Origin of the sequence: Ochrobactrum sp. EDr1-4, from assembly GCF_049199085.1 — a bacterium.
Lineage (GTDB): Bacteria > Pseudomonadota > Alphaproteobacteria > Rhizobiales > Rhizobiaceae > Brucella.
Window position 1 is genome coordinate 41125 of sequence record NZ_JBLZOF010000004.1, and the last position, 14172, is coordinate 55296.

The following is a 14172-nucleotide window of genomic DNA, read 5'->3' on the forward strand; positions in this document are numbered from 1 at the left end:
TTACAAAACGAAATATGGTCAACTTTGGTTTTGCTACGAACATAAGCAGGAAGGCGAGGACGCCTTGGCTGGACGAAGGTAATATGCGCGCTACCTGATCTCTTTAAAAGGGAGAGCACCATCTTGAAACCTAAACAAGCGGGAAACTACCCAGATCGAGATCTGGATTGTCAGGAAGCTGTTGCGCAAGGCATCGCAGACTTGATCGAACAAGCGACATTATCAGGCACATCGGAAGCTGATGCCGCAGCTGCAATAGCTGACACCGGCGTTCCGGGCATACGTGATCTCATCGATGATGCGGTTGCAGCTGGATGGTCAGCTGAAGAAACAGCTTCAGCCATTAAGGTTGTTTCGGCAGGCATGTATCGCGGCTACACCGGAACAGATCCAGACGAATAATGCGGTAGGGGTCGGAGTTCCGGAGGTTCTACGGAAAGCAAGCTAATTCAATCGCTTGTAGAAAAGTGGGGCAGATTTAGCCCATATGATTTAATTATGCTTTTTAATCCGCCCCCACCGCGAACAACAAAAAAACCCGCCGAAGCGGGGTTGTTTAAGGAGGTACGCGGCGTTGACCGGCTTCAATACGTTGAAGAATTTCTTTCACCACACGCATATCACCACCGAGTTGCGAAAGCGCGCCTTGTGTTTCTTTGTTGCTTTGGGTCACCGATAGGATCGCCTGCTCGCTCGTTGTGACGCGGTACGAGAGATTGTCGTAAGAAGCAGCGATTTTTCGTACGTCACTTTCGATGCTTTTCATTCTCTCATCAGAACGTGCATCATTCGCTTTAACGTCTGCGAGCCGGTTTTTGTGCAGCTCATCATGAGTAGTCCACCTCGCAGCCTGCTCACGCTCAACTCTCGCTGTCTCAGCCGCATTGCTGCGAATGTCAGTTTCGACGCGTTCAACATACCCACCCCCCTTCCAGATCACGCCGAGCGCCGCAAGAACTATGAGGCCGGTATTAATCAGTGAGCCAAAACGCTGCCAGACGCTTTCAACATGCCTTAGACCATTCACTTGCTTACCCTCCTCACTCACTTCCAACATCCCCGCCGCTTTCCGTTTTCATCATTGCCCTCGACGCGCTCGGCCCCTGCCCGATCCACCGTGGTTAGCGCAACCAATCCGGCCGCACTGAGATTATTCTGCCGCCACCCCGCGCAACCGCTCACAGTCTGCGGGTTGCAGGCCGCGACGACGAAGAGACAAGACACAAAAATCATAGTTCGACAGAGAACGGAGCTTCGCATCGTCCTTCGTCCTTTCACGTTCAGCTTTGATGTCAGATTGCAGTTGTTCGGTTTTGATTTGCTGCCGACCTTCACGCTTACCGATCAGGTAACCGCCACCCGCTATGATGCAGGCAGCGACGATTCCGGCGATAAGGTATTTTAGCCAGGCAGGAATGACCTTCCAAATGACTGCCATCAGGCAAACTCATTGGAAAGGTCTTTGACCGCTTTAAAAAGATCGAAGCGCCGCTTGATTGCATATACAGCAAAGCCACCAACCATAGCGCAGATGAACAGCTGCACGCGCCAATCCAGGCCGCCAAGGAAAGCGCCAACACCCGTCACCGCCATACCTATGGCGGTCAATGCATTGCCAATAACGGTTTTCGATTTCGCAGGAGGTGCGCCAAGCTCACCGGGATCTGCAACGATTGGCACCTTTTCAACAACGACGACAGCATCACTAGCCACAGCTGAAGTTCCCGCCGCCTTCACCTGATCAAGAATTGCTTCCATGCGTTGCGGTGTAACGAGAGCCTTATTGAGCTTATCACCAGCATAGAATGTTTCGCCCCGCTGCAATGCACGGTGTGCGCCCTTCGTCGGAGCAAGGACAGGAAATGAAGCCCATTCTTGCGCTAACCGCCGACCGAACTCAGTGCGACTGATCTTGCCAGCAATGAAATCATTGTAGCCGCGACGGATCGCGAGATGATAACCGAGACGATCCTGCAAATCAGGATCCATGATCTGCCCGCCACGCAGGCGTAACTCCGCCTTCAAGTCGAGCAGCGTATTACGCATGAACTGATAACCACCCGCAGCCGACGACTTAAAGCGCTTTGTGAAAGTTGGCTGAATTCCGATCAACTCATCGATCGACATCGATGTGATTTTCTTCGTTATCTTTCCTTCATTGTGACCATAGATCACATCGTATGAAGAGCGATCGGTTTTGCCCGTTTCGATAAGGCGCACGAAATCAAGCAGAAGCGCCGCGCCAGCTGGTACGGTTCTATCCATTGTGTTTTCCTGTTTTTGTGAGATGATTGATGAGAGCGGACGAAGCCCCCGCTTCAAGAACGCTCAGCCCCAGAGTAACCCCATTCTCTGGGGCTTTCTTTTGGTGACTATCTGTGTTTCAATTTTCTGGCGCAGGTGAGGGGTGACAATCTATCCAGCGCGGCCCCGGCACATATCGACCACCAGTCGTCCGGGGCTTTTCTTTTCAGGATACTCGGCTAGATTGCAGAGGCGCCAGACATGTTACATTCCTTGTCCACGCGCAGCCTTGTCATACAGCGGGCTGTGACAAGGCTTTTCTTTTCAAGCATGTTCTGTAATAGATAAGGTGCACTCAAGGCCGCCCGTCATAGTTGCCTCGGTGTAGAACCCCGGATTGACCTACCGTCTGCCGGGGTTTTTCTTTCACAGTAGTCCGCTATACTCTGCATCAAACGCGGAGGGGCAAATGTTTTTGATTGATGTTCTTGAAGACGAAATCGCAGTTTTTACTGTAGCTGCTGTGATAACTATGTGTGTCTGCTTCTGGATCTGGCGACAGGCATAAGATATACCTCAAGGGCGACGACTTCGACATGAGTTGCAAAGCCCATGGCTGAACTGCTAATTAGCGGCTTGGAAAAATGAACATCCGAACCGGGAGGCTAAATGATACGATCACTTATCCTACAAAATGCAATTCCAGTCGCTATCGTTGGATATTACATTTCAGCACTATTTAACTTCAGTCGAACAGAGCGGATGACGATAGATCTTCGAGCGCGTCATCACAGGTTCTTGAGCTGGATTATCGCTTTATCCCCTGTCGGGCTCACTCTCAGTGCGATATTAGGTGCTATTGTCGTTTTCGCTCGATATACTGAAATGGCACCTTAAATCCGCCATACTGTCGCTTAATCGAAACCACAACGATTGACAGTATACGGAATTACTATGTTCAGACTTGAACCTGCTACAGTTCTTTGGGGCTATTTAGCAATTGCTGCGTTCACCGGCCTAGCGTCCGCGCCTTTGAATAAAGATTGCCGAAATCCGGATTATGACGGACGGATGTTGGGAGCATGCCTTTTTGCTGAAGGCCTTGCTTCTGGATTTGCTTGGCCACTGTATTGGGCATGGGAGGCGGAACACCTTTTGCACCTAGAGTGGAACCGCCTGCATGACACCAATTGAATTATGAATTTTTTGAGAACCAGTATTCTCTGAATTTTGAGTAGTTCTCATAATCCTTTTGAGAAAACATCGGCACACCGATTTCATGCAACTTGTTCATCGTATCACCGATTTTATCATAAGGAATTTGGTTGATGAACGATGGATTGTAAGCGTTTACCCATGACATATCTATTCCGGTGCTTTGGAACTCTTTCAATGCTTCCGGGTTCTCAATAACTCGATACACTGTTTCATGTGCATCACTGGATGCAAAGGCGTAGTAAAGGAAGTCCAGCGCAAAGGACTTTCCTATTTTCACTTTGTTTTTTGGAAGCGATATAGCATCGTAAACTTCATTTCCTGCAACGCCATCGCGCACAAGCTCCATACGAAGCAGCAGTTCTTTTCGATATTTCTTTTCAGAACCCTCATCCGCAAGAGACTTCAACGAAGCTTCTGCGAAATCCGGAGCAAGTTTCTGGATGATACGAACCGTTGCAAATTCTGTTAGGCCCTTTGTAATTGTGTAATCACCCAAGCCAACAGCACGGCGGAAATCGTTCATAGGTTGGTGCTTATATTCCGCTGGCTGCATATGCACCGGAGCGGCTTCGAAAATCGTCCCGAACCCGATCCCGCTCATATTCAGGTAGTCCGCGTGAAGAATAAGCGGGGCACCCATGAACATCCAGTGAAACGATCCGTCGCCAGTTCTTCGGAAATCAGTCTCAATAATCGTCGTATCAAGCGTTTCAAAGAATGCGCGCTCCCGCGCATAAATCCCCCCGAAATCGATTGATGCGAGCTTATAATATCCGGGACAAAGCAAATATCCGGCCAGAGAGTCAAAGCCCCCACTGAAAGCCAGAAAAGGCGTCGTTCCAGCTTGCCACGGCTCAATTACACCTGCAGTCGAAATTTCAATGCCAGCAATTTCTTCTAAAACAGCCACACATTCCGTCGAAACCTCGAAATTTAGACGGACTTTTTTGAAAAGCCCGCCAAAAATACTGATGATACAAGTAGCAATTAGATCGTTGTGACAGCTGAAATCGTCCGGAACAGATATGCTGAACGTGTCTATTTTGGCCTTTGGCTTGAAATGAAACCACATTTTTCCGTCCTTGATATAAGGGCGATCAAATTCTGTGACCTCGGTAGTTTTGATAAGCGGTGCAGGTTTTCTAACTAGAAATGGCGCATGACGCTTAATTTGTTCTTTCACGTCACGCGGCAGCAATTTAGCTACAGTCTCATACATTACCCAATCCCCTTCAACATAGATGACCAATAGTCAAAATTAGCTACCAAATTCAAGGGGCAGGATAGAATTACATCGTCATGTGCGATGAAAGCGCAAGATAGCGGATTGCTCCAGTCCTGTTTTCAATTTGAAGCGCTCCACTACTGCCGGGATTAAGCGCCACGTTAATGGCACCGTCTGCCCCGGTTGTGCCACTAAGCGGGCCAGTGACAACATTGACGCCAGAGCTATTCGGCAAAGGGGAGTTATCACCAGCTGTGGCCGATTTGATTACTCCATTAAGGATGCGGTAAGCTGCACTCGTTCCGACTGCATTTATCAATGAAACTGTCACTTCACCACCCCGGTGTGCCGGAAGTGACTTAACCGCATCATCAGCTACGCTGAAAAAGTACGTGTTGTTATATTTCACGTAAGCGCGAGAACTCATCGAAAACGTTGTGAGATCGGGGAATATCTGCACGGTTGGGGTGGCGGAGCCCGATGCGTTGATTAGAGAGAAACCGTCGATGATGATCGGGTTTTCCAATGTCCAACCTGAAGGCACATTGATTATGCGGAATGGCACCGTAGATCCGCCGTCTTGCGTGTAGCCAGCCCGGATATCCGAGAGCGAGAAGCCGGGGATGCTATTACCTATGCTGGCAATGTCTACAATACCTAACGCCACACCTTTTAGATTAAATCCGGACGCACTCCACCTTTTGCCAGATTGCACATCGATCTGATCGACGCTGAATTTAATAGCATAGTCGAGGTATTGGTTCGCGGCGCTTGTGTAGGTTCTGCTGTTTGAAGCGCGCGTATCCAATTGGCGAGAATTATAGTAGAGGTCAGACATGTCTGCATCGCTTGTGCCATGTATAAGCACAAGCGAACGCATGCGGCCCCATCCGTTAATCCCTTTGGCGACCTCTGCTTTTCCTCTGAAATTGAGGACAGTGCCAACCGAATAGCCGCTGCTGTTGAGGTAGACATTATCCATCGCCCCGCCATGCGACCCACAGGTGTTTTGTTCGGTTGCGCCAATCGGCCAAAATTCGACACCGTCATAAGCGACACCGCCACCATGTGCAGCGGTATCTTCGATGATGTTTCCAACCGACAGGAAGGCATAGCCACTCAAGTCCAATACACGGCGACAAGCAAAGCCGCTCACATTCTTTGAATGGCCGTAGCAAGCGGCTCCGAGCGTCACGCCATAGCCGGACCCGTCCCATACATTATAGGCCCTGTTTGCATAATCTGCCCGTATATTTTCCAGCGTCCAGTCATACCAAGCCACGCCCCGAAGCCCCGCATCAGCGAAGCCATGAAAGCGAACGCCAGCAAGACGCGGACGAAACGCGTATTCGATGTCCAGCGCAATGTGGCCTCCATCTCCCGTCGTCGCGTCAAATGTCGGCTCCCGGAAAAATTCGAAGTCCCCATCAATATCCACGAAAATCGCATTGATTTTCCGGACCCTAATTTTGTTCGCAACGGAGAAAGTGTCACCCACAGCCAATCCACTAGGGAATACGCTCGTCCCGGTAGTATTTGAGCAAATACCTGTAGCCGTATCAAAATGAGCAATGACGGCCGATTTGCCGGAGTTGGCCCCTGACGTAAAGATGACCCTACCACGCATCAGGGAAACAGCCCTACCGATCAAGCCTGATGCCGTGAAGCTGTTAGTTCCGACAGCAGTAATCGTCCCATCAACTTGTGTCATGTTGACGGAATAGGGGTGAGCCTCACTAAACGTCAGGCTGTTGCCGTTGACACGATCAACGCTCGTTATCCTCCCGTAGAAGCTGCTTGCGCGCGGATCGGTGTCTATCAGGCTGTCGCTTTCGAGCGCGACCATATCACCGACAGAGAATCCGGAGGCATCCGTTACCCCAACTGAAGAACCTCCAGTCCATATCGAGCCCGTAGCTTGAACTGCCCCCGCGCTTTGTCCCAAAAAGCTCATGAATATCAGGTCGCGCCAGTTAGATGTTGATGCAGGATCAGGAAGGTTTACAGGTAGGAAGCGCACCTTTCCGGCATGAGAACGCCACAGCAGATTGCCGCCCGCGTACGTTTGGGTAATTGTATTAGCGTAGTAATCGCCACCTTTCCAATCGATCTTTATACCGGAACGGAAAGCGTAATCGATAAGATCTGAGACCATTTGCGCTTGGTCAGGTGAACCAGTTAGTCCAAGCTGCTCGGAGAGCCATGTTTCGCCGACCAGCTTCCACCAAGCCCCGTCAGCCGACTGCACTTTGCCGATATGGGTCGGTTCCGTTGCTACCCATACATAGAACCCCTCGCCACCATCCCCAACAGACGCAAACCCATTTGTACGAAATGCAGTAATACCAGCCGGAATTTCCAGTGTCTCAACCGCATTTCGTGTTGAATAGATCGGGACATTACCCTGTGAAACAGCATCCGACGCAGCTGCCACAGCTTCATCGCGAGCCTGCTCAGCTGCCGCCTGTGCAGCTTGTGCAGCGGCCAGTGCCGCCTCGACATCATCAAGCAATATTTCCATGTCACCGTAAGACAACATACGCAGTTCCGAACCGGTATCGATACACAGAACGGCCATTCCGGGAGTAAGATATCCTGACGGAATAGCTGCGCTCGTGTTCGTGACCAAAGCACGATTTACCGCTCCGGAGACGGTTACGGCACCAGTGTTCTCTTGCGTAACGTTCAGAATATAAAGAACCTGGTAGGCTGCAGCTGGAATGGCAACCGAAGCTGTCACAATAATGTTGTTCGCAGTGCCAGTGTTCGCATTATTCAAACGGATGACACGGTTATCCGGAAAAGTGGAGATGCCTTCCAAAAGTTTTTTAAGCGTGTCGCGAATGTCTGGCTTATACGGATGGAACGGACCCGATGCGGGCATTCCGTCAATAACGAAATCGCGGAAGATATCGTCAATCGTGCGAACGGTCATTCGGATGCTCCATAGCAAATAGCCCCGCCAGAGCAGGGGAAAATTCAATGAATTGTGTTGGTGATCAGGTCGTTTCGACCGTGCTTTCGGAATAGTCGCCTATGCGGCCCTTTTCGGTGCGCATTGCCAACTGGAACTCATATTCAGTCGTGGTGGCCAGTGTAGGCGTTGTGTAACTTTCGGCGTCATTGGCGAGAGGACCAAACACGGTCCATTCAGTGTCGACCGTCTTTTTCCAGCGCACCATGTAGCTAAGGATAGCGTTGCTTGAAGGTGGGAAGCTCAGTTCCGCGACCGGCCCCGACTGGATTATCACGTCGGGAGCGTCTGGGATCGGCAACTCATCGTCGACATTGCTGTTATCCGATACAGGCGCAGTTCCTTCCTGCGAGAGATCCCACTGGTAAGCGGTTTGTGGCATTGACTGGACCTGTATCGTCGCGCCTTGAAGGATGCCGCCCTCACCCAGAATGAACTTGAAATCCAACACTTCAAAAACACTGTTGATGCCAAACAGAGGGTATTGGATACGGATAAATCGTACGCCAAATGCTGCAAGGCCCATCAGATTTGTGTTGAACGTGCCAACCCAATTCGGGTTTGCACGGAACCATTCCAGCTTCATCAGACGTCTTGCCTGACTGTGCGACGGTGACATGTTGAATTGAACGTCTTTGGCTTCCTCGCCACGCTCTGACACATCGTTCTCATAGGCCCAAGGATCAGCATCAGTAGATTGATAATCCTGACCGGGATCAAGGAATGTTGCACGGATCGTGTTGGCGGAAGTCATTACATCACGTCCGCGACCCACCTCAGAAAAGCCGGTGATTGCGTCCGCCGTCAAAACAACTGTCGGCTCTTCCCATGCCCCGATATCGAGCGTTAAACCGCCATCGGGTGTAGGAACTAAACGGCCATCACAACACGACAACATTCGCCCCAGAACGTCAGCAGGACGCTCATTGAGCTGATATGAACCCCACAGCCTGTATCTCGGCTCGGTTCCACCAGATGCAACAGCAATTGCTTCATTCGAACGGTTATACGCGGCAGCCCATCCAGCCTGCGCGAGAGGTGTTGTGAACAAACTTTCCGGCAAGCGCATACCATCGCGATGTGTCATATAATCGCGAATTACGGCTGCTGCCCGATCATTCCATTCCGTAACGCCTGTAACAGGGTTTTTCACAAGGGATGTGCGTGCCACAACCCGATAGTTGGTATTGATGCCGTTCGGGAATAGTCCGAGATAGTATTCTTGCCCAATTGCATATTGACATGCCAACAAAGAAGCCACGCCATCGCCACGGTGTTGGGCAGTCCATTCAGGGAACTCACTAACCAGCTCAGAATAGGCAACTTCTGTTGCGGCGCCTAGACGAGCTTCGATACGAAGCAACGATCCTTTGGTCTGACCATGTCGCCATTTGCTGGGCGGAACGGGCGTGCCGTCTGGCAAAAGGTTGACAAGGGTGTCGTCTATCCAAAACTCTTCAATACCATCGAACGGCCCCTGCCCCAGTGCCAGAACCTTGTAAAAGTTCCCGTTCTTGGTTTCGGCAAACGCCCAAGTCCCTGACATTTTTACGCGACCGTAATGTCTGATGCGAGGTGCAGTCGGTTGACGCACCTGTTGTTGCACGTCTTCCGGTTTTGGTTGGGATGGACGGAAGATCGAAGATGCCAAGTATGACAGACCGAGAGAAAGCGCGAGCCCACCAAGGGTGGTCGAGGCGAACATCGTTATTGCGGCAAGACCAGTCTGAATTGCCGCACCTATAGCTCCCGTTCCAATAATGCTCGCGATGATACCGGAAAGAGCTACTGGCATTGAATTCTCCAAGCTTTCCAGATTGCATCAAGTGACACGCCGATCAGTCCGCTCTCGTCCCGCGAGAACCAGAATGTATCAGCGTGAATGGCGAGGCACATTTTTCGATTGTGAAGGATCAGACCGACATCGCCTGTCTTTGGTTCATCGCTCTTTTCAAAGCCGACAAGCCTCATCGCCCGGTTGACGACAACAGGGAAGCTGCCGCGCTCAATCAGAAGGGCCGTAGCGTCGTATTCGTCGCGATAAACCAACCCAGCCTGTGCCAATGGTGACTTCCCCGCTTGAAGCTTGATCCAGCGGTCCGCTGTTGAAGCGCAATCAGTCTCACCCCACCGGAAAGGCTTTTGGGCCTCGGCTGCTACAAACTCTGCGATCTGCATGATTTGACCTTAGTAGTCGGGGTACTTGAAGCTTTTGAACAGCAATGAACCGACGAACTGAAAGAACTTATCCCCGTTCGATCTGGCTTGCTGATCGCGGTCAGTGTACCGTCCATAAGCTGGACGCGATCGGTTGAAAAAAGCATTCTCAGCCGTCATTGAGATTGACTGGATCGCACCTTCAATTCCCTGCATTTCCGAACGGCTGATGCGTGGCGGCTGCATAAATCCCCACCAGATCGGCGCGGGGTTACCAAGCGGTTGCCATTCGGTATCGAATAACTGGATCGAAACCACAACAATCCGTTGATCAACCTCTTCGTTCGCATTCAACGCCATGGCGAGAAAGTTCAGTGTTGTATCTGGCAAACCGCTCAACTGAAACGACACGTTGTCTGCGGCAGTTGATGACCCCATGCCGATACCGTCAATTGAACCATATCCATACATTGGCTCATAGATATTGCCGCCAGCTGGTAGTTTTGTATTTCCGTTCCATACCCGCATTGTCTCAGACGCAAAGCGGAACTCGACAAGCATATCAAGCCGAACCTCACCTTTTGAGAACTCAGCCAATTGCTGCGACGTGAAAAAAGACATCATACATCCTCAATGAAATTGACTGTCGGGTATGACCATGGCGCAACAAGGTCTAAATCGAGATCCATTTCAGCATCGGTTGCGAGACGCATTCGGCAAACAGGCCGGTCAAATTCCATTTCCGTTCCAGCTGCCACGGCTTCACGCGCTGGAGGACGGAAGGTGATAGTTGCCGTATTCGCTCCGGTCATCTGGACCGTGCGAATGCGATACATGCGCTCACCGACTGAAAAATCCTGCCCCGGCTGAAGCTGGCCCGCCGCGACAATGGCAATGTTCGCAGTCGTTCCACGCAAAGGAATATTGCTTATCAGGCGAATGTCGATTGCGCGGGAACGATATAAGCCGCCATCACTAAACGGGCTAGTATCTAAATGAGGAACCCGGTTCAGCAAGTCTTTCCAATCCGGATCAGAGGGCTGATACGCGCAGCACCTTGGAACAAGAATAGGATGCATCCTGCCTTCCAGCAGATTTGCGATAGCGCGGAAAGCCAAGATTGATGCAGTCCCGCGCTTGATGATGATGTCAGCAAACGTTGCCTTCCAGATGCCAGCGTCTGATGCGGACACCTGAGAAACGCCAGACACGCTCGACGGCCCGGCCAAAGTGCGAGGCGCAATGTTAAAAGGATCGCGCTTAGGCTTGAGCACTGAACGAGGCCAGAGAATTGTTGCCATTACATTTTTCTCGCTTGTGCGTCAGCCATCATTGACGGCAAGGCCTCCTGAACAGTCCGGGTGCTTTGTTGCACTGAAACCTGAACAATCGCGCCGGACGCTGTTTTAATCCGCTGATCGGCAATGGTAGCCATGCGCCCACTGTCATCTTGCAGCATGACGCGGATTGTTTCGTTTGAACCTTGCCCCCGGGTACCCTTGATACCGGGCGCAGTTGGTGCATTCGATGTTGGCAATGGACCGACATAGCCACCATTGGCGTAACCCTTCAGGCCACGGCGCATTGCTTCAAGGGCTGCGGGACCGCCAGCAGCGCGAACTGCGTCTTGGTCAAAGACATACTCGCCTTTGTGAACCACACCAGCCGGCTCATGCTTGCCACCGTTGCCGGTGTAGCCGCCCTTATCAAAGCCAAACAGCTTGCCGATGCCGCCTAAGAAACCCGATCCGCCGCCGCCGAAGATGCCAGCCAGTGGACCTTTGCCAAGCAAGGTCGCCTGCAAGACCGCTTCGATCAGAGTGTTCAGGAACTTATCAAGAGCCGAATTGCCGGTTTCAATCGCCGGTATCATCGACTGAAAAGCATCCATCATGGAGCCTTTGAAGAAGTCAGCGGCCTCTCGCGCCTGATCCTGACTTTCGGCAAGCTTATTGGCTTGAACGGTGGCATTAGCATAACCTTCAGCCAAGCCGTCGATCTGCTCTTTCAAAGCAGGCGTGATTTCAATCCCGGCTTTCTTGGCAGCATTCAGCAGTTCTTGCGTGGCGCGAGCTTTGGTGATTGCATAATCGTAATCATCAATGAGCGGGTTGATGCCAGCCTGCGCTTCGGTTTCAGATTGGATAGCTGCGGTGCGTTCTTTGATCTGCTCAATTTCGCGTTGCAAATCATCAGGACGATCTTTCTTTGATCTGCCGCCGCCTTTACGTGATTTCTTGGATCCCTTTTTCGCAGCATCCTCAATAGCCTTGGCCTGCGCTTCCAAGCTTTTTTTAGTTTCGTCAAAATCACCAAATCTATCGTTGAAGTTGACCTGCGATTGCCTCACACCTGTTTCGCGGGCCTCACGCTCCGCATCGGTTTCTTTTCCAACGCGTCCGCCCTTGCCGCCGAGACTGGATAAGGCCAAGCTCAGCGCATTGACTTCACCACGCGCAGCAGCGGCTTCTGATGCAATTTCCTGCATCCGTGCAACAACGGATGTGACATTCGGATCAATACCAGACAGGCGGTCGAGTTCAGAGTTAAAGTCCTCGACTGATATTTCACCGTCCTTAAAGCGCTCAACGAGATCACCCATTTCGCCATAAACAGACGATAGGTACGTACTAAGACCAGATATTCCGCGCCCGGCTGAGTTGAAAGCCTCCTCAAGAGCCGCAACAGATTTCTCGACATTTGCAGTTGCGTCATCAATGCGTATCGCCTTCTGGGCTTCCGTAAGGCTGCTTGATAGTGCGAAAAGTTTTTCAGCGGTCTTTTCAATGCCAAGCCCTGCGTAATCGGTATCTTCACCCGCCTTCTTGATCGCCTCAGCATACCTATTTGCGCGCTCTTCCGCCTCCTGCGAACGCGTCGATATCGCATACATGATGCCGGTCAAGGCCAACAGACCAACACCAACCGGACCACCGAGGGCAGTCATTGCGGTAGAAAAACCGCGAATTGCGGCAGACGAAGCGGTCGCAATAGGACCAGTCGCGGCTAATTGCGCGTTAGCGGCGCTCATTGCCATGCGAGAGGCCAACAACTCACGGCTGACACTGCGCAATGAATTGGTCACAAGACCGTTTGCGTGGACTGCTGCCATAGCTGCTTCCGCGCTACGCAGTCGTGCCGCTGCCATGGCCTGTTCTTCAACGGCTGCTGCGCGTGATGCTGCCGCCGCTGCAATTGTCGTTCTCGTATAACCGCCAAGACTTGTTGTTGCATTCCCAATCTGGCGCGCACCGAAAGCAGCTGCCATTGCGACACCCGCAACGGCTACGGTATCCATATTCTTGGCAACGCCACCCAGCAGACCAGAGAGCTTTTCGGAAACCTTTCCAGTTTGATCAAGCGCACCAACAGACTTTAGCGCCGCATTCTGGATCTGCTGTAATGCATCACCAATAGTCGCTGGCATCGATCCAGCCTGATCGGCAAGCTGCTCCATGCGCTTAGTGAGAGCACTGTAGATCACCTGCGAGGTAATCTTGCCCTGAGCACCCACATCGCGCAGTGCATTGACGCCAACGCCAAGTTCAGCGGCTAGAACTTCGGCTACACGGCCACCAGTTTCAATGATGGTATTAAGACCATCGCCTGACAACTTGCCAGCTGCCATGGCTTTCGAAAGAGCGTTCGTGACACTCGTTGCGCGATCACCCTTTGCGCCTGATACAACAAGAGCGTTGTTTAACGCCTCAGTATAATCAAGCTGCTGATTGGTGTTATAGCCAAGCTCTTTGAGAGCCGTGCTATTGGCAATAAAACTTTCTGCTGTCTGCTGAAAACCTGAATAGGTGTCCTGCGCAAGGTTATAAAGACGCTCCATAACCGCTGGAGCTTCTGACATTTCCCCAACAGCGATACCGACACGAGCGGAAACGTCAGACCAACTATCGGCCATCGTGACCAATTCGCGGGCTGCAAATATACCTGCCAGTCCGGTCATCATCCCTTTCATGGATGTTGTGGACTGGCTGAGCTTGGCTTCTGCCGACGACACGGCAGCAACGGACGCCTCAAGGTCTTTCTTGATCGCAGAACTAATGCCGCCGCGGGAGAACACGCTTTCGATATTCTTATTCATATCGCGAAAGCGACGTTCAATCTGATTAGATTGCTTTGCCGCCTGACTGTAAGAGCGGTTGAGCGCCTTCTCAAAAGCCGCAGTCCGGGCCTCCATAGCCACGACAAGGCGTTCAACGTCAGTTGCCATCAGAAGCCCTCTATTCCAAGTTCTGCAAGTTGCTCGTCGCTCATGCCGGGAGCGGCTTTTTCTTCGGTCGCATTGGCGGCTTTGAAGCCTTCAGTGGCGCATCGGAACTCCCAAAGCGTCATCATGCCG

At 51.6% G+C, this 14172-nt stretch carries 11 protein-coding genes and 1 pseudogene; 1 reads left to right on the forward strand and 11 read right to left on the reverse strand.

The window, feature by feature from the left end; all coding sequences use genetic code 11:
* Nucleotides 1-123 precede the first annotated feature (123 nt).
* Nucleotides 124-402, forward strand: coding sequence for a hypothetical protein (locus ACOZHT_RS15015; protein ID WP_421565898.1), 279 nt, complete (start codon nt 124-126; stop codon nt 400-402).
* Nucleotides 403-556: 154 nt separating this feature from the next.
* Here ACOZHT_RS15015 and ACOZHT_RS15020 read toward each other — a convergent pair whose 3' ends face one another.
* The 11 genes and pseudogenes from ACOZHT_RS15020 to ACOZHT_RS15070 form a co-directional block, all read right to left on the reverse strand.
* Nucleotides 557-1048, reverse strand: coding sequence for a hypothetical protein (locus ACOZHT_RS15020; RefSeq protein WP_421565899.1), 492 nt, complete (start codon nt 1046-1048; stop codon nt 557-559).
* Between the two features lie 102 nt (nt 1049-1150).
* Nucleotides 1151-1438 (reverse strand): hypothetical protein, encoded by a 288-nt coding sequence (locus ACOZHT_RS15025; RefSeq protein WP_421565900.1) that lies wholly within the window; start codon nt 1436-1438, stop codon nt 1151-1153.
* A complete protein-coding gene (locus ACOZHT_RS15030) occupies nt 1438-2265 on the reverse strand; it encodes a hypothetical protein (RefSeq protein ID WP_421565901.1) in 828 nt (275 codons plus the stop codon). Before ACOZHT_RS15030 ends, ACOZHT_RS15025 begins: the two co-directional genes overlap by 1 nt.
* Before the next feature lie 1174 nt (nt 2266-3439).
* Nucleotides 3440-4681, reverse strand: coding sequence for a hypothetical protein (locus ACOZHT_RS15035; RefSeq protein ID WP_421565902.1), 1242 nt, complete (start codon nt 4679-4681; stop codon nt 3440-3442).
* 2472 nt (nt 4682-7153) lie between these two features.
* Nucleotides 7154-7622 (reverse strand): annotated as a pseudogene (locus ACOZHT_RS15040) (hypothetical protein); the annotation flags it as partial.
* A 64-nt stretch (nt 7623-7686) separates the two neighbouring features.
* On the reverse strand, nt 7687-9456 hold the full coding sequence (locus tag ACOZHT_RS15045) for a fibronectin type III domain-containing protein (protein ID WP_421565903.1): 1770 nt from the start codon (nt 9454-9456) through the stop codon (nt 7687-7689).
* Nucleotides 9447-9839 carry a DUF6950 family protein gene (locus ACOZHT_RS15050; RefSeq protein ID WP_421565904.1) on the reverse strand — a complete coding sequence of 131 codons (393 nt, stop codon included), beginning with the start codon at nt 9837-9839 and terminating at the stop codon, nt 9447-9449. The genes ACOZHT_RS15045 and ACOZHT_RS15050 overlap by 10 nt, the downstream gene beginning before the upstream one ends.
* Before the next feature lie 9 nt (nt 9840-9848).
* On the reverse strand, nt 9849-10439 hold the full coding sequence (locus tag ACOZHT_RS15055; protein WP_421565905.1) for a hypothetical protein: 591 nt from the start codon (nt 10437-10439) through the stop codon (nt 9849-9851).
* A complete protein-coding gene (locus tag ACOZHT_RS15060; protein WP_421565906.1) occupies nt 10439-11119 on the reverse strand; it encodes a hypothetical protein in 681 nt (226 codons plus the stop codon). The genes ACOZHT_RS15055 and ACOZHT_RS15060 overlap by 1 nt, the downstream gene beginning before the upstream one ends.
* The gene (locus ACOZHT_RS15065; protein ID WP_421565907.1) at nt 11119-14043 is read right to left on the reverse strand and encodes a tape measure protein; all 2925 of its coding nucleotides are present in this window, start codon (nt 14041-14043) and stop codon (nt 11119-11121) included. The genes ACOZHT_RS15060 and ACOZHT_RS15065 overlap by 1 nt, the downstream gene beginning before the upstream one ends.
* Nucleotides 14043-14168, reverse strand: a complete 126-nt coding sequence (locus tag ACOZHT_RS15070) for a hypothetical protein (RefSeq protein ID WP_421565908.1) — start codon at nt 14166-14168, stop codon at nt 14043-14045. Before ACOZHT_RS15070 ends, ACOZHT_RS15065 begins: the two co-directional genes overlap by 1 nt.
* Nucleotides 14169-14172 lie beyond the last annotated feature (4 nt).

Bases quoted from the DNA above. Each gene is read 5' to 3' on its own strand.
- ACOZHT_RS15025 (WP_421565900.1), bottom strand. From the start codon at position 1,438: ATGGCAGTCATTTGGAAGGTCATTCCTGCCTGGCTAAAATACCTTATC.
- ACOZHT_RS15030 (WP_421565901.1), bottom strand. From the start codon at position 2,265: ATGGATAGAACCGTACCAGCTGGCGCGGCGCTTCTGCTTGATTTCGTG.
- ACOZHT_RS15035 (WP_421565902.1), bottom strand. From the start codon at position 4,681: ATGTATGAGACTGTAGCTAAATTGCTGCCGCGTGACGTGAAAGAACAA.
- ACOZHT_RS15045 (WP_421565903.1), bottom strand. From the start codon at position 9,456: ATGCCAGTAGCTCTTTCCGGTATCATCGCGAGCATTATTGGAACGGGA.
- ACOZHT_RS15050 (WP_421565904.1), bottom strand. From the start codon at position 9,839: ATGCAGATCGCAGAGTTTGTAGCAGCCGAGGCCCAAAAGCCTTTCCGG.
- ACOZHT_RS15055 (WP_421565905.1), bottom strand. From the start codon at position 10,439: ATGTCTTTTTTCACGTCGCAGCAATTGGCTGAGTTCTCAAAAGGTGAG.
- ACOZHT_RS15060 (WP_421565906.1), bottom strand. From the start codon at position 11,119: ATGGCAACAATTCTCTGGCCTCGTTCAGTGCTCAAGCCTAAGCGCGAT.
- ACOZHT_RS15065 (WP_421565907.1), bottom strand. From the start codon at position 14,043: ATGGCAACTGACGTTGAACGCCTTGTCGTGGCTATGGAGGCCCGGACT.
- ACOZHT_RS15070 (WP_421565908.1), bottom strand. From the start codon at position 14,168: ATGATGACGCTTTGGGAGTTCCGATGCGCCACTGAAGGCTTCAAAGCC.